General features: G+C 62.1%; 24 protein-coding genes. 23 read left to right on the forward strand and 1 reads right to left on the reverse strand.

What is annotated here, in order from left to right:
- Nucleotides 1-114: 114 nt before the first annotated feature.
- Together aspS and QMG79_RS05805 are read left to right on the forward strand one after the other, a co-directional pair.
- Complete coding sequence (gene aspS / locus QMG79_RS05800; RefSeq protein ID WP_283537634.1) at nt 115-1,920, forward strand: aspartate--tRNA ligase; 1,806 nt, start codon at nt 115-117, stop codon at nt 1,918-1,920.
- 136 nt (nt 1,921-2,056) lie between these two features.
- Nucleotides 2,057-2,884 (forward strand): GNAT family N-acetyltransferase, encoded by an 828-nt coding sequence (locus tag QMG79_RS05805; RefSeq protein WP_283537635.1) that lies wholly within the window; start codon nt 2,057-2,059, stop codon nt 2,882-2,884.
- A 124-nt stretch (nt 2,885-3,008) separates the two neighbouring features.
- Here the strand turns inward: QMG79_RS05805 and QMG79_RS05810 are convergent, their stop codons facing one another.
- Nucleotides 3,009-3,674 (reverse strand): acVLRF1 family peptidyl-tRNA hydrolase, encoded by a 666-nt coding sequence (locus QMG79_RS05810; RefSeq protein WP_283537636.1) that lies wholly within the window; start codon nt 3,672-3,674, stop codon nt 3,009-3,011.
- Nucleotides 3,675-3,943: 269 nt separating this feature from the next.
- Between QMG79_RS05810 and QMG79_RS05815 the strand changes: the two genes are divergently transcribed.
- From QMG79_RS05815 to pyrF, 21 genes are all read left to right on the forward strand, one after another.
- Nucleotides 3,944-5,245 carry a replication-associated recombination protein A gene (locus QMG79_RS05815; protein WP_502934717.1) on the forward strand — a complete coding sequence of 434 codons (1,302 nt, stop codon included), beginning with the start codon at nt 3,944-3,946 and terminating at the stop codon, nt 5,243-5,245.
- 174 nt (nt 5,246-5,419) lie between these two features.
- Nucleotides 5,420-6,046 (forward strand): 30S ribosomal protein S4, encoded by a 627-nt coding sequence (gene rpsD / locus QMG79_RS05820; protein WP_283537637.1) that lies wholly within the window; start codon nt 5,420-5,422, stop codon nt 6,044-6,046.
- Between the two features lie 143 nt (nt 6,047-6,189).
- Nucleotides 6,190-6,564 carry a DUF948 domain-containing protein gene (locus QMG79_RS05825; protein ID WP_283537638.1) on the forward strand — a complete coding sequence of 125 codons (375 nt, stop codon included), beginning with the start codon at nt 6,190-6,192 and terminating at the stop codon, nt 6,562-6,564.
- 18 nt (nt 6,565-6,582) lie between these two features.
- Nucleotides 6,583-6,816, forward strand: a complete 234-nt coding sequence (locus QMG79_RS05830) for a hypothetical protein (RefSeq protein ID WP_283537639.1) — start codon at nt 6,583-6,585, stop codon at nt 6,814-6,816.
- A 94-nt stretch (nt 6,817-6,910) separates the two neighbouring features.
- Nucleotides 6,911-9,589 carry an alanine--tRNA ligase gene (gene alaS / locus QMG79_RS05835; protein ID WP_283537640.1) on the forward strand — a complete coding sequence of 893 codons (2,679 nt, stop codon included), beginning with the start codon at nt 6,911-6,913 and terminating at the stop codon, nt 9,587-9,589.
- Between the two features lie 8 nt (nt 9,590-9,597).
- Nucleotides 9,598-10,164, forward strand: coding sequence for a Holliday junction resolvase RuvX (ruvX, locus tag QMG79_RS05840; protein ID WP_283537641.1), 567 nt, complete (start codon nt 9,598-9,600; stop codon nt 10,162-10,164).
- 28 nt (nt 10,165-10,192) lie between these two features.
- Nucleotides 10,193-11,725 carry an endolytic transglycosylase MltG gene (mltG, locus tag QMG79_RS05845; protein ID WP_283537642.1) on the forward strand — a complete coding sequence of 511 codons (1,533 nt, stop codon included), beginning with the start codon at nt 10,193-10,195 and terminating at the stop codon, nt 11,723-11,725.
- A complete protein-coding gene (locus QMG79_RS05850; RefSeq protein WP_283538013.1) occupies nt 11,722-12,582 on the forward strand; it encodes a shikimate dehydrogenase in 861 nt (286 codons plus the stop codon). Before mltG ends, QMG79_RS05850 begins: the two co-directional genes overlap by 4 nt.
- A 26-nt stretch (nt 12,583-12,608) precedes the next feature.
- Nucleotides 12,609-13,808, forward strand: a complete 1,200-nt coding sequence (gene aroC, locus QMG79_RS05855; protein ID WP_283537643.1) for a chorismate synthase — start codon at nt 12,609-12,611, stop codon at nt 13,806-13,808.
- Nucleotides 13,808-14,374, forward strand: a complete 567-nt coding sequence (locus QMG79_RS05860) for a shikimate kinase (protein WP_349357251.1) — start codon at nt 13,808-13,810, stop codon at nt 14,372-14,374. Before aroC ends, QMG79_RS05860 begins: the two co-directional genes overlap by 1 nt.
- Nucleotides 14,371-15,462 (forward strand): 3-dehydroquinate synthase, encoded by a 1,092-nt coding sequence (aroB, locus tag QMG79_RS05865; RefSeq protein WP_283537644.1) that lies wholly within the window; start codon nt 14,371-14,373, stop codon nt 15,460-15,462. Before QMG79_RS05860 ends, aroB begins: the two co-directional genes overlap by 4 nt.
- A complete protein-coding gene (locus tag QMG79_RS05870) occupies nt 15,462-15,980 on the forward strand; it encodes a tetratricopeptide repeat protein (protein ID WP_283537645.1) in 519 nt (172 codons plus the stop codon). The genes aroB and QMG79_RS05870 overlap by 1 nt, the downstream gene beginning before the upstream one ends.
- 148 nt (nt 15,981-16,128) lie before the next feature.
- Nucleotides 16,129-16,692, forward strand: a complete 564-nt coding sequence (efp, locus tag QMG79_RS05875; RefSeq protein WP_283537646.1) for an elongation factor P — start codon at nt 16,129-16,131, stop codon at nt 16,690-16,692.
- Nucleotides 16,692-17,102: a transcription antitermination factor NusB gene (gene nusB, locus QMG79_RS05880; protein ID WP_283537647.1), complete on the forward strand. Its 411-nt coding sequence runs from the start codon at nt 16,692-16,694 to the stop codon at nt 17,100-17,102. Before efp ends, nusB begins: the two co-directional genes overlap by 1 nt.
- A 145-nt stretch (nt 17,103-17,247) precedes the next feature.
- Complete coding sequence (gene pyrR, locus QMG79_RS05885) at nt 17,248-17,832, forward strand: bifunctional pyr operon transcriptional regulator/uracil phosphoribosyltransferase PyrR (protein ID WP_283537648.1); 585 nt, start codon at nt 17,248-17,250, stop codon at nt 17,830-17,832.
- A complete protein-coding gene (locus tag QMG79_RS05890; protein WP_283537649.1) occupies nt 17,829-18,830 on the forward strand; it encodes an aspartate carbamoyltransferase catalytic subunit in 1,002 nt (333 codons plus the stop codon). The genes pyrR and QMG79_RS05890 overlap by 4 nt, the downstream gene beginning before the upstream one ends.
- Complete coding sequence (locus tag QMG79_RS05895) at nt 18,827-20,188, forward strand: dihydroorotase (RefSeq protein ID WP_283537650.1); 1,362 nt, start codon at nt 18,827-18,829, stop codon at nt 20,186-20,188. Before QMG79_RS05890 ends, QMG79_RS05895 begins: the two co-directional genes overlap by 4 nt.
- A complete protein-coding gene (locus QMG79_RS05900; protein WP_283537651.1) occupies nt 20,188-20,706 on the forward strand; it encodes a PH-like domain-containing protein in 519 nt (172 codons plus the stop codon). The genes QMG79_RS05895 and QMG79_RS05900 overlap by 1 nt, the downstream gene beginning before the upstream one ends.
- The gene (carA, locus tag QMG79_RS05905) at nt 20,687-21,925 is read left to right on the forward strand and encodes a glutamine-hydrolyzing carbamoyl-phosphate synthase small subunit (protein WP_283538015.1); all 1,239 of its coding nucleotides are present in this window, start codon (nt 20,687-20,689) and stop codon (nt 21,923-21,925) included. Before QMG79_RS05900 ends, carA begins: the two co-directional genes overlap by 20 nt.
- Nucleotides 21,925-25,239: a carbamoyl-phosphate synthase large subunit gene (gene carB / locus QMG79_RS05910; protein WP_283537652.1), complete on the forward strand. Its 3,315-nt coding sequence runs from the start codon at nt 21,925-21,927 to the stop codon at nt 25,237-25,239. The genes carA and carB overlap by 1 nt, the downstream gene beginning before the upstream one ends.
- Nucleotides 25,232-26,125: an orotidine-5'-phosphate decarboxylase gene (pyrF, locus tag QMG79_RS05915; protein ID WP_283537653.1), complete on the forward strand. Its 894-nt coding sequence runs from the start codon at nt 25,232-25,234 to the stop codon at nt 26,123-26,125. The genes carB and pyrF overlap by 8 nt, the downstream gene beginning before the upstream one ends.
- Nucleotides 26,126-26,279: the final 154 nt, after the last annotated feature.

Here is a 26,279-nt window from a genome sequence, read left to right on the forward strand (position 1 = left end):
CGTGGCGGTGCCTAGGCTCCACCACGGGTAAACTCGATCGGGACGTTCCGCGGGCAGATGCCGTCGGCGCGTCAGCAATACTTTTCTCACATATTCCCTTCAGGAAGGCATCCTGTGCTGCGCACACATGACCTCGGAGCTTTGCGTTCCGAGCACATTGGACAGACCGTTACCTTGGCAGGCTGGGTGGGCCGCCGTCGTGATCACGGTGGTGTCGCATTCGTGGACCTCCGTGACGCCTCAGGGGTTGCACAGGTTGTTGTGCGGGAGGAAGAGGTGTTCCACGGTCTCCGCAACGAATATGTTTTGCAGGTCACCGGAACTGTCTCCAAGCGTCCCGAAGGCAATGAGAACCCGGCCCTGGCCAGCGGTGCCATCGAGGTGATCGCCGAGGACGTGGTGATCCTCAACACGTCCGATCCGTTGCCGTTCCAGATCGACGAGCACGTGGAAGTTGGCGAGGAAGCCCGCTTGAAGCACCGCTACCTGGACCTGCGCCGCCCCGGTCCCAGCCGCAACCTGCGCCTGCGCTCGGAAGCCAACAGGATTGCCCGCGACCTGCTCCACCAGGACGGTTTCGTTGAAATCGAGACACCGACCCTGACGCGGTCGACGCCGGAAGGCGCGCGTGACTTCCTGGTACCCGCGCGCCTTGCGCCGGGTTCCTGGTACGCGCTGCCCCAATCCCCGCAGCTGTTCAAGCAGCTCCTCCAGGTGGGTGGCTTCGAGAAGTATTACCAGATTGCGCGCTGCTACCGCGACGAGGACTTCCGCGCAGACCGCCAGCCGGAATTCACCCAGCTTGATATCGAAGCAAGCTTCGTTGACCAGGACGACATCATTGCCCTGGGTGAAAACCTGGTCAAGGCACTCTGGAAGCTGATCGACGTCGAGATCCCAACCCCGATCCAACGCATCACCTATGCAGATGCCATGGCCCGCTTCGGGTCAGACAAGCCGGACCTGCGTTTCGGCGTAGAGCTGACGGAACTCACTGAATTCTTCAAGGACACGGACTTTGGCGTGTTCAAGGCCCCTTATGTAGGTGCTGTTGTGATGCCAGGCGGGGCCTCCCAGCCGCGGCGTACCCTTGACGGCTGGCAGGAATTTGCCAAGCAGCGTGGACACAAGGGCCTTGCGTACGTTCTGTTCAAGGAAGATGGCGAGCTTGCAGGCCCCGTAGCCAAAAACCTCACCGAGTCCGAACGGGCTGGCCTGGCCGGTGCCGTTGGTGCCAACCCGGGCGACTGCATCTTCTTCGCTGCCGGCGAGAAATCAGCAGCCCGCCAGCTCCTTGGTGCCGCCCGCGTGGAAATAGGTCACCGTACCGGCCTGATCAACCCCGCAGACTGGGCTTTCTGCTGGGTTGTCGACGCGCCCATGTTTGAACCCGCAGCCGCAGCTGTCGCCTCGGGCGACGTGGCTGTTGGTGCCGGCGCATGGACAGCCGTGCACCACGCGTTCACCTCGCCCAAGCCAGAATTCATGGATACGTTCGACAAGGATCCGGAGTCGGCCCTGTCCTACGCCTACGACATTGTCTGCAACGGCAACGAAATTGGCGGCGGCTCCATCCGTATTCACAAGCGTGACATCCAGGAGCGGGTCTTTGAGCTGATGGGCCTGTCCAAGGAAGATGCCCAGACCAAGTTTGGCTTCCTTCTGGAAGGGTTCAAGTTTGGCGCGCCTCCCCACGGTGGCATTGCATTCGGCTGGGACCGCGTTGTCTCCCTGATGGCCGGTGTGGAGTCCATCCGCGACGTCATCGCGTTCCCCAAGTCCGGTGGAGGCTACGATCCGTTGACGGCAGCGCCGGCGCCCATTACGGCCCAGCAGCGCAAGGAAGCTGGCGTCGATTTCCGTCCGGAGCCCAAGACGGCTGCTCCTGTGACAGCGACAGTCGCGGTGCCCGGGAAGTAGCGAAGGCACCGTAACGCCACATCGCAGAACAGCTGTTCCTGGAAGGAGCAGCTGTTCTGCGCTTTGGGCCCACGAGGATCCGTAGAAGTGGCGCCCTGTTTCAGGAAGAGAGACCGCGGAAGTGGAGGCAGCAGGCGTGGATCAGATCGAGGTCCTCATGGATCAGGCCTGGCCAGCGGCGGAACGCCACGATACGGGCTCCTGGGTCCTGCGGGCCACCGGGGGAGTCACCCAGCGGGCCAACTCAATCTGGCCGCGGACCCCTTCCGCCAATATCGACCTGGCCGTGGCCCAAGCACAGGCCTGGTACCGGCTCAGGCGGCTTCCGGTGATTTTCCAGATCAGTGATGGAGCTGACCAGCGCGAACTCCATGACGCCCTGGACAATCGCGGATTTACCCGTCAGTCCCGCACGTTGATTATGGAGAAGTTGCTGGACAGCACAGCAAGCGAGAAGGACGCTGCCAGGACAAATATCCAGGTTCCAGGTATCAATGAAGCTGCGGTGAACCATTCAATCCTCGCCGGCCGTCCTTCGAGGGTGGAGTTCGATACGACGGCCTCCGCAGAATGGCTCGATCTCTGGTGGCGTGTGGATGGCCGTGGGGGAGCGGAGGCATTGCCCGTGGCTGCCGGGATCCTTGCCGGCTGTGAATCCCTCTACGCCCTGGTGCGTGACGCTGCCGGTGGGGTTGCCGCCGTCGGACGTCTTGCCCTCACTGGCGGAACGCCCGGGATATATGCGGTGGCAACCCATCCCGGCCATCGACGGCAGGGCTATGGCCTGGCCGTTACCGAGGCGTTGGTGGCAGCGGCCCAGCAGCGGGGTTGCCCCAGCGTATGGCTTCTGGTGACAGCGGCGAACCATGGAGCGCAGGAGCTGTACCGCGGCCTGGGGTTCGTTGAGAACGGGGGATACGTGTACCGGCAGGAACGGCCCCGGCGTCATCTGACGGGCTGCTGACCGGCACTGACCCTGGAGGATTCCCCTCGCTGCCCGCCCGTTGAGTTCGCGGGGCAGGATCATGGCCGCGGGAGCGTTCCCGCGACGTCGGCACCGTTCCCGCGACGCCAGCGCAGCCGACCGCTCACGACGGCGGATCGGTGACCTGAATCCGCACGGCACACGCATCCAGAGCTGCTTTTCGGAGCACCGCAGGACGCGGATCGGGCACATCCAGTGCCGCAAGGCGGGGTACGGCAGCGTACCGGGAGAGTTCGGGCCGGGCCAGGGTCAGTTCCGCCAGGGTACGGTCCCCGCCCGGAACCACGTATTCAACCTGCTGGGTAGCGAAGACGATGGCCGCGTGCGCCGCGACTGCCCCGACAAGCCCGTCGGCTTGTTCCTCGCGACGCCGCGCGGACTTTTTCTGCGCAGAGCCACGTGCGGCGCTGCGGGACTGGACACTGCGGGTGCCAGACTTTGCCGCGAGGATCTCGCCGCTCCGCACCACGGCCACCGAGTAACCTCCCCGCCTGACCAGGAGCAGGGCAAGGGTTCGGGGTTGGCTGGCCAGGACCGCGAGGCGTTCCACATGGTCAGCCCCGCGTCCGGGCCGCCCGTCGGCAGGCCACGGGGCCTTGAGGAGAGCCTCTGCACCATCGGCGGCCGTGAGCCGGACCCCATCGTCATCATCACTGATGCCAAGGGCACCGTGGGCCTCCGAAAACCGCTGTGACCACCCCTGCAGGCGGGCGCCCGAAATGAACGCTACACGGACGGCCCGGGCGGGATGGAGGGGGTGGTCGGTCACAGGAATCCTTTTGCTGGCGACGGGCAGCCCGTCGACGGCCCAGCTAGTAGCCTATCCATGTGGAAGATCTCTTTGGCCAGGTGCCGCTGACAGGGCCAGACCAGCCTCCGGAGCATGCAGAAAAAAACCATCAAGGCGACGACGCTGGTGCAGAACCCGGTATTTTGCGCGACCCGTCCGAGGATCCGGCACCCGAGGCTTCAGCGTCGGTGCCGACCGGACGGAAAAGTACTGCGTCGGGCAGTCAGCGTGGACCTTTGGCCGTACGCATGCGGCCCAAAAACCTCGATGAAGTGGTGGGCCAGCAGCATCTCCTGGGGCAGGGCTCACCCCTGCGCCAGCTGGCAGCGGGCGCCGCGGCAGGTGGCCCAGCGGGTCCTTCCTCGCTTGTCCTGTGGGGCCCGCCGGGGACGGGGAAAACCACGTTGGCCCATGTCATTGCCCGCGGGACCGGCAGGAAATTTGTTGAGCTTTCCGCCATTACTGCAGGGGTCAAAGACGTCCGTCGGGTCATGGACGAAGCCCTGACCGCGCGTGATCTCTACCGGACCACGACGGTGCTGTTCCTTGATGAAATCCACCGGTTCAACAAAGCCCAGCAGGACGCCCTGCTGCCTGGCGTCGAAAACCGGTGGGTGGTGCTGGTGGCCGCAACCACCGAAAATCCGTCCTTCTCCGTGGTCTCACCCCTGCTCTCGCGGTCTCTGCTGTTGACCCTCCGGCCGCTTACCGACAAGGACATTGAGCTTCTGCTGCAACGCGCTGTGGACGATGAACGCGGGTTCGACGGAACAGTCAGGTTTGCTCCCGAGGCACTCGAACACCTGGTGCGGCTCTCTGGGGGTGATGCCCGGAGGGCGCTGACCGCCCTCGAAGCTGCCGCCGGCGTGGCATTCGGTGACGCTGAAGGTACGCTCCGTGATCCAGACGAGCCGCTCACGCTTGAACTGCAGCACACCGAGCAGGCTGTAGACGCTGCTGCTGTCCGCTACGACCGTGCTGGTGACCAGCACTATGACGTGATCAGTGCCTTCATCAAGTCGATTCGGGGTTCCGACGTCGACGCTGCGCTGCACTACCTGGCCCGCATGCTCGAAGCGGGTGAAGATCCACGCTTCCTGGCCCGTCGAATAGTAATCTCGGCCGCCGAGGACGTGGGGATGGCTGACCCCACGGCCCTGCAAACAGCCGTTGCCGCTGCGCAGGCGGTCCAGCTGATCGGTATGCCGGAGGGCCGGATTATTCTGGCCGAAGCTGTGGTCCACCTGGCCACCGCACCCAAGTCCAACGCCGCCTACATGGGAATCAACCGAGCCATCGGAGACGTTCGTGCTGGGTTGGGGAATGGGATTCCCGCCCACCTGCGGGACGCGCATTACCCGGGTGCTGGGCAACTGGGCCATGGCAAGGGATACGTGTATTCCCATGACGAGCCCCACGGTGTTGCTGCCCAGCAGTACCCTCCGGATGATCTTGTGGGAAAGGATTACTACCAGCCCACGCTCAACGGTGCAGAGCGGGACATCCAGCCCAGACTGGAACGACTCCGCCGGATCATCAGGGGAAACTGAGCCAGCGTGGTAATGTTGGTACTCGTCTGGCAAGGCACAAGTACGCCATTTCTCCTCTCCCTTGGATAAGAGCAGTGGATACCTGCGCCCCGTAGCAAAAGGCAGCGGTTGGCCCATGCTCTCCATCGTGGAGGCCAGTAACACATAAACACCGCAGATAGTGGAAGGACACAAGTGGCTAACAACACTCGTGCTCGCCGTACCGCACGCCTCTCGCGTGCCCTCGGCATTGCTCTGACCCCCAAGGCCGCCAAGTACATGGAGCGCCGTCCGTACGGCCCCGGTGAGCATGGCCGTGCCCGCAAGAAGCAGGATTCCGACTACGCCGTACGTCTGCGCGAAAAGCAGCGTCTGCGCGCCCAGTACGGTATCCGCGAAGCGCAGATGACACGCGCCTTCGAAGAAGCTCGCCGCACCAAGGGCCTGACAGGTGAAAACCTGATTGAGCTCCTCGAGATGCGTCTCGACGCCCTCGTGCTGCGCGCCGGTTTCGCCCGCACCATCGCACAGGCTCGTCAGCTTGTTGTCCACCGCCATATCATGGTTGACGGCGTCCGCGTGGACCGCCCGTCATTCCGCGTCGGCGAGGGCCAGCTGGTTCACGTTCACACCCGCAGCGAGACCATGGCACCGCTTCAGGTTGCTGCGGCCGGTGCACACCGCGATGTCCTCCCGGCCGTTCCGGCCTACCTGGACGTCAAGCTCGAGGCTCTCCAGGCTCGCCTGGTGCGCCGCCCCAAGCGCTCGGAAGTTCCCGTGACCTGCGAAGAGCAGCTCGTCGTGGAATTCTACGCACGCTAGGCAACACCAGCTATATCGAGGAAGCCCGTGGCACTTGCCGCGGGCTTCTTTGTCTGTAAGGTACTTTGGGGAAGCGCGCAACGAGCAGTCTAGGCACGCGCCGTCCCGAGAGTTCCACGAAAGTTTCAAGGAGAAGAACGCTTATGTCTGGTGGCGATATTGCCGGCCTGATTGCCGCTGGAGTTTTTGCACTCCTGGTCCTGCTGTTGGCAGTGCCCATTGTTAAGCTTGGGCGTGTGCTTGATGAGGTTCGGACCACCATCAGGTCCCTCAGCGACGGCGCAACACCCCTGATGGATGAAGTGACAGCCACCGTCACAACCACCAATGCTCAGCTGAAAAAAGTTGATGGGATAGCATCCAACGTCTCGGATGCCTCAGCCAACATTTCAGCACTGTCAGCGCTGGTTGCGGCCACAATCGGCTCACCGCTGATCAAGGTCTCTGCGTTCACGTTCGGCGTCCGCCAGGCCATGGGCAATCGCAAGAAGCCGGCCGCCGGCCGCCGCAGCCGCTAGCGACCTGGAGAAAATACCATGAACAGAATTGTCTGGATGGGAATCGGAATCGCCATTGGCGTGATCGCTTTCCGCAAAGTTACGCAGAAGCAGCAGCAGTTTGGTCCTGAAGGGCTGAACAGGGCAGCGGGCAGGGTCACCGACAGTGTCTACGACTTCGCTGATGCAGTCCGCTCCGGCATGGCCCAGCGGGAGACTGAACTCCGGCTGGCCCTGGGCGTTACCGCCCAGGAAGAAGCACAGCGCCAGTAGTCTTCGCGCACATCCTTGGTGCCTTCCGGCGCCCACTGAATACAGAACGTCCGCGCCAGATGGTGCGTGAACCTTGAAGGGTATTAATCAGCTCATGAAGTCCCAGGAGATCACCAAACGCTGGATCGACTTTTTCGAAAAGCGGGGGCACACTGCAGTGCCGTCTGCCTCACTGGTGTCCAGTGACCCGTCCCTGCTGTTCACCGTTGCCGGAATGGTGCCCTTCATTCCGTACCTCACTGCCCGGGAAGAGGCGCCGTACCTTCGCGCCACGAGCGTGCAGAAGTGCATCCGAACGGGAGATATCGAAGAAGTCGGAAAGACGGCACGGCATGGAACGTTCTTCCAGATGTGCGGCAACTTCTCCTTCGGTGACTACTTCAAGGAAGACGCCATTCTTTTCGCCTGGGAGTTGCTCACCAGCAGCCTTGAGGATGGAGGCTACGCTCTTCCGCCGGAGCGGCTCTGGGTCACAGTCTACGAAGAGGACGACGAAGCGAAGGAACTGTGGCTCAAGAACACGGGCGTGCCCGCCGAACGCATCCAGAAGATGGGCAAGGCTGACAACTACTGGAACACGGGTCAGCCAGGTCCAGCAGGCCCGTGCTCCGAGATCTACTATGACCGCGGCCCCAAGTACGGCGTTGAGGGTGGCCCGCTGGCCGACGAGACCCGTTACATCGAGATCTGGAATCTCGTGTTCATGCAGTACCAGATCAACAATGTCCGTTCAAAGGAAGACTTCGACATTGTTGGCGAGCTGCCCAAGAGGAATATCGACACAGGACTCGGCATGGAGCGCCTTGCCATGATCCTGCAGGGTGTCGAAAACATGTATGAGACAGACCAGGTCCGCCCCGTGATCGACAAGGCTGCCGAACTCTCTGGCAAAACATACACCTCGGCAGAAACCCCTGGGGATCCGCACCACACCGACGATGTCAGGATGCGGGTGGTGGGAGACCACATCCGCTCTTCGCTGATGTTGATCGCTGACGGGGTGACGCCCTCTAACGAGGGCCGCGGTTACGTCCTGCGCCGCCTGATCCGACGCGCAGTGCGTTCCATGCGGCTGCTTGGTGTGGAGAAAGCCTGCCTGCCTGACCTTCTTCCGGCCTCGAGGGATGCAATGAAGGGTGTCTACCCGATTGTCGAAACGGACTTCGCCCGGATCAGTCGCATCGCCTACGCCGAAGAAAAAGCCTTCCTGCGCACCATTGCCTCCGGCACTGCACGCCTGGATGATGCCGTCAAGGAATCCCAGGCGGCAGGACGCCCACTCTCAGGTGCGGACGCCTTTGCGCTCCATGACACCTACGGCTTTCCGATCGACCTGACCCTCGAAATGGCAGAGGAAGCAGGCCTGAAAGTAGACGAACCAGGTTTTCGCTCACTCATGCTCGAACAGCGGCAGCGGGCACAGGCGGACGCCAAGGGCAAGAAGGGGGGACATGCTGACCTGAGTGCGTTCCAGGCCCTCCTCGCTGGTGGCGAAACAGTCTTCACCGGGTACACGGAACTTGCCGGTGAATCCAGGGTGCGGGGCATCCTGAGCGCTGGACGCAGCGTGTCCGAGGCTGCTACCGGGGACGAGATAGAACTGGTGCTGGCCGAAACGCCTTTTTATGCAGAGGCGGGCGGCCAGGCTGCCGACACTGGCCTGATTACCGGTGATGGCTTTGTTGTAGAGGTCCTTGATGTCCAGCGACCCATCAAGGGACTCAGCGTGCATAAAGCTGTGGTCCGGGAAGGCGAGATCAGCACCGACGCGCTGGTTCAGGCCGCTGTCAACCAGGAGCGTCGCCATGCTGCAGAACAGGCGCACACCGGAACGCATATTGTGCACGCTGCCCTGCACCAGATCCTGGGTCCTGACGCTACCCAGCGAGGATCGTTCAACAAGGCAGGATACCTGCGCTTTGACTTCGCCTGGGGCGAAGGGCTGAGTACCGCTACACGGTCGGAGATCGAAGAGGTGGCCAATATCGCCATCCGAAATAACTATCGGGTGGAGACAAACGTCATGGGACTGGCCGAGGCAAAGTCCCTCGGTGCAATGGCGCTTTTCGGTGAAAACTATGGCAGTGAGGTCCGCGTGGTCTCCATCGATGGTGCGTGGTCACGTGAACTTTGCGGAGGTACCCACGTTGCCAACACGTCGCTGATCGGCAGCCTTTCGCTTCTGGGAGAGCAGTCGGTTGGTTCCGGAAACCGCAGGGTTGAAGCTTTTGTTGGCATGGAGGCATTCCGCCATCTCGCAGCGGAACGTGCACTGGTGACAGAGCTGACAGAGCTCCTGAAGGTTCCTTCTGCCCAGCTCTCAGATCGGATTGCGGGCACGATTGCCAAGCTCAAGAATGCTGAAAAGGAATTGGACAGGCTGCGCAGGGAACAGTTGGTGGCAGCCGCGGCCCGCCTTATTGACACTGCGCAGGATGCGTCAGGCGTCAGCGTTATTGCCCACGACGCCGGACAGGTGGCCGGGGCCGATGACCTCCGCGGACTCGCACTTGACCTGCGGGCCAGGTTTGGTTCTGCGCCTGCCACGGTGGCTGTTGTTGGCGTCAGCAACGACAAGCCGATCATTTTGATCGCCACGAACGAAGCTGCACGAGACGCTGGAGTCCGGGCAGGTGCCCTGGTCAAGTTGGCTGCGGGTATCCTCGGCGGTGGCGGCGGCGGCAAGGATGATGTTGCCCAGGGCGGTGGCACCGACGCGGGCAAGACAGCAGCGGCGCTGAGCGCCGTCGTCGACGCCATCACTCGACGCTGAGCCAGCGTATGCCGGAGACCGCAACGGACCACGGCTACCCCCAGGGCGTGAAGCTGGGGGTAGACGTGGGAACCGTCCGGGTAGGGGTTGCGCTGTGTGACAGGGATTCCATCCTGGCAACACCGTATAAAACCCTGGATCGCAATCCCAAGAAAAATATCGATGTGCGGATCATTGCAACCCTTGCCGAAGAACGCTGCGCCGTCCAGGTGATTGTGGGGCTGCCCCGCACCATGAAAGGTGAGGAGCACGCCTCGGCACGGATGGCCAGTGAGTACGCGGAGCTTTTGGCCAACGAACTCGCCCGGCGCGGACTTGGTGTTCGCGTCAACCTCGTGGATGAGCGGTTGAGCAGTGTCAGCGCCCACCGAAACCTGCACGAAGCTGGCATGAGCAGCAGGGATCACCGTAAAGTGGTTGATCAGGTTGCAGCCGCTGGAATCCTCCAGCATGCAATTGACATGCAAAAAGCCCGAGGAACGGATGTCGGCGTCCGTGTCAGCGCTACTGTCCCCACCCTTTCGCCGGGGAACGTAACCGCTGGTACTCCTGACCAGGAGGACCCACAGCCATGACCCCCGCAGCAGAGACTGGAAGGCAACAGTGAGTCCGTCCAACAATGAGGACCTCCCCGGTATGGCTGGAGACGATCCCAACAGGCCGCTGAGTCGCAAGGAGCTCCGTGAGCGAGCACGCCTGGAGGAAGAGCAGGCTGGCGCACCCGAAAGTTCCCAGGCCCGGCTTCCGTCCGAAGCGGAGATTCCCCAGGTACCTGACTCGCCGCCATCAATTCACGATTCTTCCCCGGACTTTCTTCCGGAGGATCCTGCCCCTTCGGGCGTGGATTCTGACGCGCACCACGACCTTGCAGGCGCCCACCACCACGGCGAGGTCTACTACGACCACTCTCACTACGAGGGTGAACATGGCGGCGCCGATGCCGACGGCAGGATCTACGGGGCGGACTATCCGTATCCCGACCATGCCGAACATCAGGAGCCGGACTTCGCTGCTTCCGGGCAGCACGAGGACCTGGTACCCGAGGAAGCGGGGTCGGTCACCATGGTCGGCGTTCCTTCTAAAAAAGTACGGCGACGTCGCCGCGCCCTGGCACTGGGTATCACCCTGGCAGTGTTTGCCCTGGCCATCGTAGTGATTGTGCAGTTCATTTCACCCCTGTTTGGATCCGGCAAAGCGGACGACTTTCCTGGCCCGGGGTCGGGCTCCGTCATGGTGGCCGTAGTCGCCGGCGACGGTCCCATTTCGGTAGCGTCCAAACTGGAATCGCAGGGAGTGGTGGCAAATGCAAACACTTTTGCCAAGGCCCTGAACGCCTCAGGGGGAGTCCTTGCTCCGGGGGAATATACGTTCCGCCAGGAAATGGCCAATGCCGATGCCGTCCAGGTCCTCACCGGGGAGGGAGCCGAAAAGGTCATTTACATAGCACTGAGTGCCGGACTCCGCGTTGGGGAATCCCTCCAGGCCATCGCAGATGGTTCGGGTATAGACCTCGCGCAGCTGACAGCACTGAGCGACGCTCCGGCACAGTTTGGCCTACCCCCTGCGGCCAAGAATCTGGAAGGCTACCTGGCCCCTGGCGAATACCGGTTCCCCCTGGGGACCTCCGCAACAGATATTTTGGCGCAGCTGGTCAAGACAACCACCGATGAACTGGTTTCCCAGGGGATCACCGATCCCGCCAAGCAGTATGAAGCAGTCATTGTGGCAAGTATCGTGCAGGCCGAGGGTGGACACGCTGACTACGGCAATGTTGCCGGTGCCATCTACAACAGGCTCAAGCCCAATGACCAGACAGGTGGCTTCCTCCAGGTCGATTCGGCTGTCACCTACGGCCTTGGAACACGAAGCTTCAACTTCACCGATGCTGAAAAAGCCGACGCTTCAAACCCCTACAACACCTACGCAAACCCGGGGCTGCCACCGGGTCCCATCGGTTCGCCAGGGAAAGCAGCAATCGACGCGGCGGCGCGGCCCACATCTAATTCGTACCTGTACTGGGTGACGATCAACCTGGACACGGGGGAGACGAAGTTTTCCTCCACCCTCGCCGAACACAACGGATACGTCAGTCAGTACAACGCGTGGTGTGAAGCCAACGCTGGCCGATGCACGTGATCCGACAGGCAGCGGTCCTCGGGCATCCGATTTCCCACTCGCGGTCACCGGCACTGCACCGGGCTGCGTATGCGCAGCTTGGAAGTGACATCACGTACCGTGCCATTGATGTGGATCGGGAAAATCTGTGGTCGTTCATGCAGCAGGTGGGCCTCGAGCCGAACTGGGTGGGCCTCTCTGTGACCATGCCCCTCAAGATCGCCATGGTGGCCGAACTTGATGAGGTCATAGGCGTGGCGGCCGATCTTGGTGTTGTCAATACCGTCACGTTCGAAGCTGGTCCCCAGGGAATCCGGCGGGTTGGCAGCAACACGGATGTACGAGGCATTGTGCGTGCCCTTGAATATGCGGGGGCTCCTGCAGCGCCAGACGCCGTTATTCTCGGTGGGGGAGCAACGGCTGCTGCCGCCGTGGCGGCGTTGCGCGAGCTGGGATGCGACAGTGCCGCGGTCTACCTCAGGGACGTCGCCCGTGCCACCGAACCTCTGAAGGCCGCTGCCGCCGTCGGACTGTCCCTCAGCGTGCACCCGCTGAGCAAGGCTGCCATGGCCATGTCCAACGCTTCAGTGGTCATTTCCACGCTGCCGGCGGGTGCGGCAGATTTCCTGGGCGAAGACCTTTCCAGGGCCGGGTCCGGGAGTCCCGGGGTGCTACTGGATGTGGCCTACGACCCCTGGCCAAGCACACTTGCCCAGGCATGGAGCGCAGGAGGCGGCACGGTGGTTCCCGGCCTAGAGATGCTGCTCTACCAGGCGGTGGAACAGGTCGCTGCATTCACGCGGCTGGGTGAGTGCATGGACACCGCCGTCATAGATGTGATGTGTGACTCAGTAGGACTTCCCCGGCGGGTGTTGTAACCGCCAGGCATGGCAGGATGGTTTGTATGTTGCGTTGGTTGACCGCCGGTGAGTCCCATGGCCCGGCTCTGATGGGAATTATTGAAGGCGTCCCCGCCGGTGTGGAGCTTACCAGTGAGCAAATTGCTGATTCGCTGGCTCGGCGGAGGCTCGGCTATGGCCGGGGTGCGCGGATGAAGTTCGAAAAGGACCTCGTTACCATTTTGGGCGGCGTACGGCATGGCCTCACCCAAGGTGGCCCTGTCGCCATTCAGGTCGCAAATACGGAGTGGCCCAAATGGGAGCAGATCATGTCCTCTGACCCCGTGGACCCCGCCGTGCTTGCTGAACAGGCACGCAATGCCCCACTTACCCGTCCCCGTCCTGGCCACGCAGACTTCACCGGCATGCAGAAGTACGGATTTGACGAGGCCCGGCCGGTCCTGGAACGTGCCAGTGCCCGTGAAACGGCTACCCGGGTGGCGCTCGGAACCGTCGCTGCGCGCTTCCTGCGGCAGCTGGGAATTGAACTGGTCAGCCATACGGTCTCCATTGCCAGCGTGATGGTGCCCGAAGGGCGTCCGCTTCCCGTTCCTGCAGATGTCCTGGCCCTTGATGCTGATCCCCTCCGCTGCTTCGACAGGCAGACCTCGGATGCAATGGTTGCCGAGGTGGACGCCGCGCACAAGGAAGGCGAAACCCTCGGCGGTGTTGTGGAGGTCCTCGCGTACGGCCTGCCCCCTGGGCTGGGCAGCTACGTCCACTGGGACCGCAGGCTCGACTCACGGCTGGCTGCGGCCCTCATGGGAATTCAGGCCATTAAGGGCGTTGAGGTGGGTGACGGCTTCCTCACCGCAGCCCGCCGTGGCTCGGCCGCCCATGACGAGATTGTCAAAGATTCGAAGGGTGTCATTGTCCGCACCAGCAACCGTGCTGGCGGGATAGAAGGCGGCATGAGCATCGGGGACGTGGTCCGCGTCCGCGCCGCCATGAAACCGATCGCCACAGTTCCGCGCGCTCTGCGCACTGTGGACGTCAGCACCGGAGAGCCTGCCAAGGCGCACCATCAGCGCTCCGATGTCTGTGCCGTGCCTGCAGCGGGCGTGGTGGCCGAAGCCATGGTGGCCCTTGTGATTGCCGACGCTGTGACCGAGAAGTTTGGCGGCGACTCCGTGGCTGAGACGCTGCGCAACATCAAGGGTTACCTGGAGAGCATTCCTGCGACCCTGGACTCGATAGGTCAGTAGTGCCCGCGCGCAGCAGTTCCGCGCCGCCAGTGTCCTCCCCGGTGGTGCTCATTGGTCCCATGGCAGTGGGTAAATCGGCTGTTGGCCAGCACCTTGCCCACCGGCTGGGTCACGGCTTCGTTGATACGGATGCTGCCATCGTGGCCCAGCACGGCACCATTACGGCCATTTTCGCGTGCCGGGGTGAACACGCCTTCCGCGAGATTGAAGCCCGCGCTGTTGCTGCCGCTATCGAACCATTGGTTGCCAGCCAGGTCATCTCCCTTGGAGGGGGTGCTGTGCTGGATTCCGGGACCCAGCAGCTACTGGAAAAATGTGTAGTCGTCTATCTAGAGGCAGACGAGTCAACGGTACGTGAGCGGATCGCCCGCAGCAGTAACCGTCCGCTGCTGGCAGGTGACGCGGTGTCACGCTGGAACGAAATGTTTGCGGCGCGCCGGCCGGTCTACGAAAGACTGGCCGACGTCGTCCTCGATGTCCGTGAGGGAACGGCAGCGCATTTGGCTGCCCACCTGGAAGACGTGCTGCGCGGAAACGCTGCGGCCCAAAAGGAAGTTGAAGAGTGACAAAGGAAGCGACAGTCATTTCCGTCACCGGCGAGTCCGCCCGCGATAACTACGACGTTGTGGTGGGAAACGGACTGCTGGGCAACCTGCCTGGCCTGCTGGGTGAACGCGTCCGTAAGGTGTTGGTCATTCACCCGCGTGCCCTCAGACTCACCGGCGACGCGGTACGGGAGTCCTTGGCTCTCGACGGGTTCACCGCACTGACGGCCGAGATCCCCGACGCCGAGGAAGGCAAACACATCCAGGTTGCCTCCTTCTGCTGGAAGGTTCTGGGAGAAAACAACTTCACCCGCTCCGATGCGATAGTCGCCGTGGGCGGCGGCGCTGTCACGGACCTGGCAGGTTTTGTCGCTGCCACGTGGCTTCGCGGAGTCAAGGTCATCCACATGCCTACCAGCCTACTGGGCATGGTGGATGCCGCAGTGGGTGGCAAAACGGGGATCAATACGGCGGAGGGAAAAAACCTTGTAGGGATTTTCCATCCACCAGCCGGTGTGCTTGCAGACCTTGATTCCCTTGAGACGTTGCCCCGCAACGAACTGGTATCCGGCCTCGCTGAGGTGGTCAAATGTGGATTCATCGCAGATCCTGTCATCCTGGACCTGATCGAAAAGGATCCGGTCGAGGCATCACGCGGCGATTCGCCTGTTCTTCGTGATCTCATTGAGCGCTCCGTCAGGGTCAAGGCGGATGTTGTTTCACAGGACCTCAAGGAATCCGGAATCCGGGAACACCTGAACTATGGTCACACGCTGGGCCACGCCATCGAGCTCGTGGAACGTTACTCCTGGCGCCATGGTGCAGCGGTCTCTGTAGGGTTGATGTTCGCTGCCGAACTGGCACGTAGCGTGGGGCGCCTTACCGATGCTGATGCAGACAGGCACCGCACTGTACTGGAGTCCCTGGGGTTGCCCGTCACATACCGCAGGGACAGGTGGCAGGGCCTTCTTGACGGCATGCGCAGGGACAAGAAATCCCGCGGTGACCTGCTGCGCTTCGTAGTCCTTGACGGCATTGCCAAACCCGGAATCCTGGACGTTCCTGACACTTCCCTGCTCTTTGCTGCCTACCAGGAGATTGCCTCCTGATGCGCCAGGATCAGTCAGAGACGATCGAATGGCCAGACGCAGGGTTCCCCGGCATCAAAATCAATCCGCTGACGCTGACACCTGAAATTGTGGACCAGGACATCTGTGACGCTGCCCTGCGAACAAGGACGGATCCGGCCGATCCAATTTTTGTGCTCATTGTCCAGGGTCACACGGCGGAAGCCGCAGATCTACTGGCAGAAGCACGCTACAAAGATCCCGAGTCATTCCCGTTGCGCGCTTTCGAGGCGGAGATTCTGCGGGTGTCACACCGCTATGACCGTGCCATAGACCTCTTCAGGCAGTTGCAGAGCGAGTTTGCCGGCACGCCCTCTGAAGCGCTTGTGTTGCACTACCTTGGCCGGGCGCACTACGTCTCCGGCCGTCCAGCTGCGGCCGTCGAGGCCTTTTCGCGGGCACTGGACATGCGTGTTGCTTCAGCTGCGGACGCAGCCCAGATTTACTCGTCCACCGTTGCCCTGCAGCGGGCACGGCAAATGGTCGAGATCACCGGGTAGGATCACCTGGCGTCAACACGACGGTCTACCAGATTTACCGGTAGAATGAGTCTTGGATTTTTGACAATGACATGCAGGCGGGCTCTGGCCTGCCCGCCTGGCACACATTCTGTCGGCTTCACCCGTCGGAGACAAGTAGAGGAAACCAGTGGCAACCACTAACGACATCAAGAACGGAACGGTCCTCAAGCTTGAGGGCCAACTCTGGAACATCATCGAGTTCCAGCACGTTAAGCCGGGCAAGGGCGGCGCGTTCGTCCGGACCAAGATGCGCAACGTGATGTCCGGCAAGGTGGTTGACAAAACATTCAACGCCGGACTCAAGATCGAGACGGCAACAGTTGACCGCCGTGACTACCAGTACCTGTACCAAGACGGTGCAGACTACGTTTTCATGGACACCTCGGATTACGACCAGATCACTGTCTCGGCCGCAACAGTTGGCGATGCCACCAACTTCATGCTGGAAAACCAGTCGGTCAACATTGCCATCCATGAGGGCAACCCGCTCTACATTGAACTTCCCCCCAGCGTGGTCCTCGAGATCACCTACACCGAGCCGGGCCTGCAGGGCGATCGCTCCTCAGCCGGTACAAAGCCCGCCACCCTTGAGACCGGGTACGAGATCCAGGTTCCCCTGTTTGTCGAAAACAACACCCGTGTCAAGGTTGATACCCGCGACGGCAGCTACCTCGGGCGGGTCAGCGAGTAGTGAGTGCCCGCGGTAAGGCCCGAAACAGGGCCTTGGATGTACTTTTTGAAGCGGAGCAGAGATCAGTTTCTGCTTTTGACGTATTGAAGTCCCGGAGGGAACTGACAGATCAGATCGTCAATCCCTACACCATGGAAATTGTCGAGGGTGTGGTCTCCATGCAGGAGGCCATTGACGAATTCCTGGAGACTTACTCCCAGGGTTGGTCCCTGGAGCGGATGCCGTCCGTGGACCGCATCATTCTCCGGATTGGTGCCTGGGAGCTGCTGTACAACAATGACGTGCCCGACGGCGTCGCTGTCAGTGAGGCTGTGGCCTTGGCCAAGACGCTGTCCACTGATGAGTCGCCGTCGTTCATCAATGGGCTCCTGGGCCGCCTGCAGCAGCTGAAGCCCTCACTGCTGGCATAGGCATTGCGATTTCCGCAGGGCACGTCCTCCCTTGACAGTGAGGCGTGCCCTGCGCTGCATCCGCCCTGCATGCTGTGGTAATTTTGCAGGACTAACAATCCTTTTTTAATTCCGTCCTGTGAGGCGGGGAAAGGGGAGACGAACGGTGACTTCATTCGCCAACACACCGATACCAGCCAGGGTTGTCCTCAACCAAGCTGACATCGACCGTGCGCTCACCCGCATTGCCCATGAGCTTCTTGAAGCCAACAAGGGACCCCGGGACCTTGTCCTGTTGGGAATCCCGCGCCGCGGCTACCCGCTGGCTGTCCGGCTCGCCGAAAAAATCGCTGCCGCGGACGCCACTGTTGATCCCGCGCACATTGTTGGTCAGCTGGATGTGACCATGTTCCGGGACGACCTCTCGCGACAACCCACCCGGCCCCCGTTGGCCACCGTCCTGCCGCAGAGCGGGATCGATGACAAGGTTGTTGTCCTTGTTGACGATGTCCTCTACTCCGGCCGGACAATACGGGCGGCACTGGACGCCCTGGTCGATCTTGGGCGGCCGCGCATCGTGCGACTCGCGGTCCTGATCGACAGAGGACACCGTGAGCTGCCCATCCGCGCCGACCACGTGGGTAAGAACCTGCCGACAGCGGCCGTTGAAAAGGTCCGTGTGCACCTGACCGAGACGGACACTGTTGACGGCATTCCCACCGACGAAGTCGTGATCGAGGGAAGCGTATGAAGCACCTCCTGTCCACCCAGGACCTAAGCCGGGACAATGCCATCCTCATCCTGGACACAGCCGAGCAGATGGCCGCTGTGGGGGACCGCGAAGTCAAGAAGCTCCCGGCGCTGCGCGGCCGCACGGTTGTGAACCTGTTCTTCGAAGATTCAACACGCACCCGGATATCTTTTGAGGCTGCGGCAAAGCGCCTCTCGGCAGACGTCATCAACTTCGCTGCAAAGGGATCCTCGGTTTCCAAGGGCGAATCGCTCAAGGACACGGCGCAGACCCTCTCCGCGATGGGTGCTGACGCCGTGGTCATCAGGCACTGGGCATCCGGTGCACCGCACCGCCTGGCGGCCACGGACTGGATCGACGCCGGAGTCATCAACGCCGGAGATGGCACGCATGAACACCCCACCCAGGCCCTGCTTGATGCCTTCACCATGCGGAGGCACTGGTCGGCGCTAACCGGAAGTGGATCTACGGGCGGGGATCTGGCCGGGATGCGCGTTGCCATCGCGGGCGACGTCCTGCACTCCCGCGTGGCCCGGTCCAACGTGTGGCTGCTCAGGACCCTGGGAGCCACTGTGACTCTCGTGGCACCGCCCACACTGCTGCCCATCGGCGTCGAGAGCTGGCCCTGTACCGTCAGCTACGACCTTGACCAGACCATCGCACAGGGCGTGGACGCGGTCATGATGCTCCGAGTCCAGGGTGAACGGATGAACGCTTCATTCTTCCCTTCCACCCGCGAGTACTCGCGGCGGTGGGGCTTTGACGACAACCGGTTGCGTGCCCTCGACGAGCTTGGCATGAAGGACACCATCATCATGCACCCAGGCCCCATGAACCGAGGGCTTGAAATTTCCTCGGCGGCGGCCGATTCGCCGCGCTCCACAGTCCTGGCGCAGGTCCGAAACGGTGTTTCCGTCCGGATGGCAGCCCTCTACCTCTTGCTCTCCGGTGATTTCCGTGAGCCCGCAGTCCAGCCCAGCAAGGAGACCACCCGATGAGTACGCCCACCGGCACCTATCTGATCAGGGGTGCGGCCATCCTTGGCGGCGCCACCGAAGACCTTCTCATCCGCGACGGCATCATTGCGGCCAGGGGAATCGACCTGCAGCAGTCCGCTGCCACAGGGACCGCGGAATCTCTTGATGCGGGGCTCACAGTGATCGACGGCACCGGGCTTGTGGCGCTTCCTGGCATGGTGGATATCCATACACACCTTCGCGAGCCGGGCCGTGAGGATGCTGAGACAGTGGAAACGGGAACACGCGCTGCTGCGCTCGGCGGGTATACGGCAGTCCACGCCATGGCCAACAGCAACCCTGTCGCCGACACTGCAGGCGTTGTTGAACAGGTCCACAGCCTGGGCATATCTGCCGGGTGGGTGGACGTGCGTCCCGTAGGCGCAGTGACAGTGGGACTGGCCGGAAAACAGCTTGCCGAACTTGGTGCCATGGCCGACTCCCGCGCTGGCGTGCGGGTTTTCTCCGACGACGGGATTTGTGTCCACGATCCGGTGCTGATGCGCCGGGCCCTTGAATACGTCAAGGCGTTCGACGGCGTCGTAGCCCAGCATGCGCAGGAACCTCGGCTTACCGAGGGCGCGCAGATGAACGAGGGCGAGGTTTCCTCGGTCCTTGGACTGGCAGGGTGGCCTGCAGTCGCGGAAGAGAGCATCATTGCCCGCGATGTCCTGCTGGCACAGCATGTAGGCTCCCGCCTGCATATCTGCCATGTGTCTACAGCGGGATCCGTGGAGCTCATCCGCTGGGCCAAGGAACGCGGCATCAACGTCACTGCGGAGGTCACACCCCACCATCTCCTCCTCACGGACGACCTGGTCCGCAGCTACGATCCCGTCTACAAGGTGAACCCACCGTTGCGCACGGACGCCGACGTCCAGGCACTCCGCGCGGGTCTTGCCGACGGCACCATCGACGTCATTGGCACAGACCACGCGCCGCATCCCAGCGAGCACAAGGAGTGCGAGTGGGCCCAGGCGGCCATGGGCATGACAGGACTGGAGACAGCCCTGTCGGTAGTGCAGGAGACAATGATTGAAACGGGCCTCATGACGTGGGCAGATTTCGCACGCGTCACCTCCACGGTTCCGGCCCAGATTGGTCGCGTGGCAGACCAGGGTCGCCCGCTTGAGGTAGGCGAGCCTGCCAATATTGTGCTGGTCGATCCGGCAGCGCGCTGGATCGTTGACCCCGCAGCCATGGCCACCATGGGACGCAATTCGCCGTTCAGGGGACTGGAACTCCCTGGCCGTGTGATTGCAACGTTCTTCCACGGTCACCCCACAGTGCTGGCGGGTGCACTGAATACACCCCGGCGCATTCTGGGAGGGGACGCCTGATGGATACCCGTCTCGTCTCAGGCCTCTTCACCCTGGTGCTGGTAGTTGTTGCCCTTGGGCTGATCTGGCTTGGCTGGCGTAACCGGCTCAAGCGACAGTCAGACGTCGCGGCCCTGCCAGCACTTCCGGAAGATCCCGGGACCGCTATGGCCAGCTCCGAAGGCCAGTATGTCTCCTCCACAACTGCAGGGGACTGGCTGGACAGGATTGCTGTCCACAGCCTCGGGATCCGCACCAACGCAACCCTTTCGGTCCACCCCGACGGTGTCCTGTACCTCCGGTCAGGTGCGCCGGACATCTTCATTCCTGCCAGCCAGCTGACAGGAGTCCGCAAGGACAGCGGCATGACAGGCAAATTTGTTGAAAAAGACGGACTCGTCATTGTGAGTTGGATCCTGGGCACCCACGAACTCGACACCGGGTTCCGCAGCCGTTCCAGTACGGACCGTGACTCCATCTTTGACGCCCTCCAGGAATTGATCGCGGCAGCATCGGCCGATCCCGCTAGTGGAAAGTAACGCAGTGACAGACTCAGCAGTGACAGAAACAGGCACCACGGCGCCGGCCATCCTGATCCTCGAGGACGGCCGGGTGTTCCGCGGTCGAAGCTACGGCGCCCTCGGCACCACGGTCGGCGAAGCAGTGTTTTCCACCGGCATGACCGGCTACCAGGAGACCATAACGGACCCCTCCTATGCCCGCCAGATAGTGGTCCAGACAGCACCGCACATAGGCAATACGGGAGTAAATACCGACGACGCCGAATCCCGCCAAATCTGGGTTGCCGGCTATGTGGTCCGTGACGCTGCCCGCCGACCTTCCAACTGGCGCTCCGAGAGATCCCTCGACGAGGAGCTCGTGGAACAGGGAATTGTGGGCATCCAGGGCGTTGATACCCGTGCCATCACGCGCCACCTGCGCGAGCACCGGACCATGCGGGCGGGTATCTTCTCCGGTCCGGCAGCCGAGGTACCAGTGAAGGAACTTCTCTCAACGGTTCTTTCCAGTGCCCCTATGGAAGGCGCCCAGCTCGCCGAAGAGGTCAGTATTGACACAGCGTACGTTGTGGAGCCTGCCGATCACGGGTGGACTGGTGCGGCCCGCCTCACTGTGGCTGCCGTTGACCTTGGCATCAAGGCAATGACTCCCATCCGCTTGGCTGAGCGCGGGGTTCGCGTGCATGTCCTCCCGGCGAGCAGCACTCTTGCTGAAGTCCAGGCAGTCAACCCGGACGGATTCTTCATGTCCAACGGCCCCGGCGACCCTGCCACCGCAGATGCGCAGGTTACCCTGCTGCAGTCCGTCCTGGATGTAAAACTGCCCTATTTCGGGATCTGTTTCGGTAACCAGATCCTTGGCCGGGCCCTTGGCTTTGGCACCTACAAGCTCAAGTACGGCCACCGCGGAATCAACCAGCCCGTCCTGGACCGACGCACCGGCAAGGTGGAAATCACGTCCCAGAACCACGGATTCGCCGTCGATGCCCCCCTTGACGGTTCCCCGGAAGCTCCCGAAGCCCGCTATGGCCGCGTCGAGGTCAGCCACATCAGCCTCAACGATCACGTGGTGGAGGGCCTTGCCTGCCTCGATATTCCCGCGTTTTCGGTCCAGTACCACCCTGAGGCGGCTGCCGGACCCCACGATGCTGCATACCTGTTCGATCGGTTCATCGACCTGATGGAAGCAAACCAGAACGGCCAGCGCCCCACCACCACCAACACTGAGGACACCAAGTAATGCCCAAGAGAACTGACCTCAAGAGCGTCCTGGTCATCGGCTCCGGGCCGATCGTCATCGGCCAGGCGGCAGAATTCGATTACTCCGGTACCCAGGCACTGCGAGTCCTTAAGGAAGAGGGCCTGCGGGTCATCCTGGTCAACTCCAACCCGGCCACCATCATGACCGACCCCGAGTTTGCTGATGCGACCTACATTGAACCCATTACCCCCGAGGTGGTGGAAAAAATCATCGCCAAGGAGCGTCCCGACGCCATCCTGCCTACCCTCGGCGGCCAGACCGCACTCAACACGGCCATTGCGCTGGACAAGAACGGCGTGCTGGACAAGTACAACGTGGAGCTGATTGGCGCAAACATTGCCGCCATTGAGCTCGGCGAAGACCGTGAAAAGTTCAAGGGCGTGGTGGAGCGCTGCGGTGCCGAATCTGCACGCAGCCACATCATCCACACCCTTGACGAGGCCTTTGCCGCAGCGGAGGACCTGGGGTACCCCATGGTTGTCCGCCCGTCTTTCACCATGGGCGGGCTGGGGTCCGGACTTGCGTATGACGAGTCCGATCTGCGCCGCATTGTGGGCCAGGGACTGCAGTACAGCCCCACCAGCGAGGTCCTGCTCGAAGAGAGCATCCTGGGCTGGAAAGAATACGAGCTCGAAATGATGCGGGACAAGAACGACAACGTCGTGGTGGTCTGCTCCATCGAGAACTTCGATCCGGTGGGCGTCCACACGGGCGATTCCATCACCGTTGCTCCGGCGCTGACACTGACGGACCGCGAATACCAGCGCCTCCGTGACATCTCCATTGCCGTGATCCGCGAGGTAGGCGTCGATACCGGTGGCTGCAACATCCAGTTCGCCGTAGAGCCCGACACGGGACGCGTTGTCGTCATTGAGATGAACCCCCGCGTATCCCGTTCCTCCGCACTGGCGTCAAAGGCGACGGGATTCGCGATCGCCAAGATCGCCACCAAGCTGTCCCTTGGCTACACCTTGGACGAGATCCCCAACGACATCACGCAGAAAACGCCCGCTTCTTTTGAACCGACGCTCGACTACGTGGTGGTCAAGGTTCCGCGCTTTGCCTTTGAGAAGTTCCCGGCAGCCGATGACACGCTGACCACCACCATGAAGTCCGTGGGTGAGGCGATGGCCATGGGCCGAAACTTTACTGAAGCCCTCCAGAAAGCACTGCGCTCCCTGGAGCAGAAGGGCTCGCAGCTTGATTTCACTCCCGTCCCCGCGGGGGAGGTTGCGGAGCTGATCGAGAAAGCCAAGCGGCCCACCACTGAACGCCTGCACCAGGTCCAGCGTGCCCTCCTGGGCGGCGCCACCCTGGAACAGCTCTTCGAGGCGACCAAAATCGATCCATGGTACCTGGACCAGTTGCAGCTGTTGAACGAGATTTCCAACGAAATCCGCCAGTCCTCAGCCCTGACCCAGGCAATGCTTGAGCGGGCCAAACGGCACGGTTTCTCCGATGAACAGATCGGTTCCCTGACGCATAACTCTGAGGCAGTGGTGCGGGGAGTGCGCCAGGCCCTGGGTATCCGCCCCGTCTACAAGACAGTGGACACCTGTGCTGCAGAGTTTGCGGCCTACACGCCCTACCACTACTCCTCCTATGACGAGGAAGATGAAGTGGCGATGCACGACAAGCCCTCCATCCTGATCCTGGGCTCCGGGCCCAACCGGATTGGACAGGGAATCGAGTTCGACTACTCCTGCGTCCACGCCTCCATGGCACTCCGTGAGGCCGGCTACGAAACAGTCATGGTCAACTGCAATCCGGAGACAGTGTCTACTGACTACGACGTCTCCACCCGCCTGTACTTCGAGCCGCTGACCCTTGAGGACGTCCTTGAGGTCATCGCTGCCGAGGAACGCACCGGCGGAGTTATGGGGGTCTTTGTGCAGTTGGGCGGACAGACGCCACTCAAGCTCGCCCAGCAGTTGGCCGACGCCGGTGTCCCCATCCTGGGCACCTCACCCGAAGCCATCGACCTGGCAGAACACCGGGGAGCTTTTGCCCGCGTGCTGGACGAAGCTGGCCTGGTGTCCCCGAAGAACGGCACGGCCGTGTCCTTCGATGACGCAAAGACCATAGCGGACGAGATTGGCTACCCTGTGCTGGTGCGCCCCTCCTACGTCCTGGGTGGACGCGGTATGGAAATCGTCTATGACGAAGCCAACCTCTCGCGGTACATCGCCAATGCCACCGAGATCACCCAGGCGCACCCGGTCCTGATCGACAGGTTCCTCGAGGATGCCGTTGAGATCGACGTTGATGCACTCTTTGACGGCACCGACATGTACCTGGGCGGCATCATGGAACACATCGAAGAAGCGGGCATCCACTCCGGTGACTCCGCGTGCGTGTTGCCCCCGATCACGCTGGCTGGCAACGTCCTGGACCGCGTCCGAACCGCCACCCGGGCCATCGCAGAAGGTGTGGGTGTGCGCGGCCTGATCAACATCCAGTTCGCTCTTGCCTCGGATGTCCTGTACGTGCTGGAAGCTAACCCGCGTGCTTCCCGGACGGTTCCTTTTGTCTCCAAGGCAACGGGCGTCCAAATGGCCAAGGCTGCAGCGCTGATCGGCACCGGCGTCACAGTGCAGCAGTTGCGCACCGAGTACGCCATGCTCCCTGAGACGGGGGATGGTTCTACGCTGCCCATCGACGCGCCGGTCTCCGTCAAGGAAGCGGTGCTGCCGTTCAGCAGGTTCCGCACGCCCGAAGGCACGGTAGTGGACTCGCTCCTTGGGCCGGAGATGCGTTCCACAGGTGAGGTCATGGGTATTGACAAGCACTTCGACACAGCTTTCGCAAAGAGCCAGGCTGCTGCGAACAACGCACTGCCCACCGAGGGTAAAATCTTCGTCTCCGTTGCGAACCGGGACAAGCGCTCGGTCATCATGGGTGTCAAGCGGCTCTCCGATCTCGGTTTTGAGATTGTTTCCACCGGAGGTACCGCCGATGTGCTGCGCCGCAACGGCATTGCGGCAAGCCCAGTCCGCAAGGTCGCAGAAGGTTCGTCCGCAGAGGGTGAGGGCACCATCGCCGACCTCGTCATTGCCGGAGAAATTGATATGGTCTTCAACACACCCTCGGGTGGGGAGGCCCGCAGTGACGGCTATCAGCTGCGTGCAGCTGCAACGTCGATCGGCATTCCCTGCATCACCACCGTGGCTGAATTTAATGCCGCGGTGCAGGCTATTGAGGCACTCCGCACGTATGAGTGGTCGGTGACGAGCCTGCAGGAGCATGCGGCTGCCCTTGCCGCATCACAGAAGGCTGCCGCACTCCATGCCTGATTCGGTGATTCCTGTACCAACCCCCAGCCGGGAGTCCTTTGGCTCCCGGCTCGGGTTGGCCATGACCCAGCGTGGGCCCCTGTGTGTCGGAGTTGATCCCCACCCCGGGCTCCTGGCCGCCTGGGGACTGAATGACGACGTCGAGGGGTTGCGGACATTCTCACTGACGGTCCTTGAAGCTGTGGGGCAGCTTGCTGCAGCGCTAAAACCACAGGTGGCGCTGTACGAGCGCCACGGCTCCAGGGGGATGGCTGTCCTTGAGGAGTTCCTCCAGGCTGCCAGATCGGCGTCGGTCCTCACCATCGCCGATGCCAAGCGGGGGGATATCGGATCGACCATGGCCGCATATTCGGATGCCTGGCTTCGCGATGGGTCGGCATTGGCAGCGGACGCCGTCACGCTGAGCCCCTATCTAGGTTTCGAGTCGCTGCGTCCTGCCCTGGACCAGGCTGCCGAGTCGGACAGGGGTGTGTTTGTGCTCGCGCTGACGTCCAACCCTGAGGGCGCTTCGGTCCAGCACGTGGGCGGGACTGACTCGGTTGCTGGCCGGATAGTCAGTGCCGCAGGGGAGGAGAACAGACGAAACCGCACGGCGCCATCCCAACGGGAAACATCCGGCCACGCGCTGGGTTCTGTGGGCCTTGTCGTCGGTGCCACGGTGGGCTCTGCGCTGACAGATCTGGCCCTGGACCTGAGTGGGCTCAACGGGCCTATTCTTGCCCCCGGGCTGGGTGCACAGGGTGGAACTGCAGCTGATCTCCGGAAGACCTTCGGATCTGCGTACTCCCAGGTTCTGGCAACCTCCAGCAGGGATATCCTCAGTGCCGGTCCACACGCAGCAGCGTTGAAGGCAGCGACACAGCGCACCCTCGACCCCCTCACCTGATTCACCGGTGGCCTGCCCCGCCGGGCACCTGACGGCGGGTGTGGGAACCCCACCTGCAGGAACTGTGGTTTGGTGGCACGACTGATTGTCACTGAGCCATTGATTTGCAGGCATCCCGGGAGTAGGTTCAACGAAAGACCGCAAGGGGAGCGGA

Origin of the sequence: Pseudarthrobacter sp. PS3-L1 (genome assembly GCF_030063285.1) — a bacterium.
GTDB lineage: Bacteria > Actinomycetota > Actinomycetes > Actinomycetales > Micrococcaceae > Arthrobacter.

Coding starts and splice junctions, on each gene's coding strand:
- QMG79_RS05815 (WP_502934717.1), top strand. CDS start 3,944: ATGCGGCCCAAAAACCTCGATGAAGTGGTGGGCCAGCAGCATCTCCTG.
- QMG79_RS05825 (WP_283537638.1), top strand. CDS start 6,190: ATGTCTGGTGGCGATATTGCCGGCCTGATTGCCGCTGGAGTTTTTGCA.
- QMG79_RS05830 (WP_283537639.1), top strand. CDS start 6,583: ATGAACAGAATTGTCTGGATGGGAATCGGAATCGCCATTGGCGTGATC.
- alaS (WP_283537640.1), top strand. CDS start 6,911: ATGAAGTCCCAGGAGATCACCAAACGCTGGATCGACTTTTTCGAAAAG.
- ruvX (WP_283537641.1), top strand. CDS start 9,598: ATGCCGGAGACCGCAACGGACCACGGCTACCCCCAGGGCGTGAAGCTG.
- aroC (WP_283537643.1), top strand. CDS start 12,609: ATGTTGCGTTGGTTGACCGCCGGTGAGTCCCATGGCCCGGCTCTGATG.
- QMG79_RS05870 (WP_283537645.1), top strand. CDS start 15,462: ATGCGCCAGGATCAGTCAGAGACGATCGAATGGCCAGACGCAGGGTTC.
- QMG79_RS05890 (WP_283537649.1), top strand. CDS start 17,829: ATGAAGCACCTCCTGTCCACCCAGGACCTAAGCCGGGACAATGCCATC.
- QMG79_RS05895 (WP_283537650.1), top strand. CDS start 18,827: ATGAGTACGCCCACCGGCACCTATCTGATCAGGGGTGCGGCCATCCTT.
- QMG79_RS05900 (WP_283537651.1), top strand. CDS start 20,188: ATGGATACCCGTCTCGTCTCAGGCCTCTTCACCCTGGTGCTGGTAGTT.
- carB (WP_283537652.1), top strand. CDS start 21,925: ATGCCCAAGAGAACTGACCTCAAGAGCGTCCTGGTCATCGGCTCCGGG.
- pyrF (WP_283537653.1), top strand. CDS start 25,232: ATGCCTGATTCGGTGATTCCTGTACCAACCCCCAGCCGGGAGTCCTTT.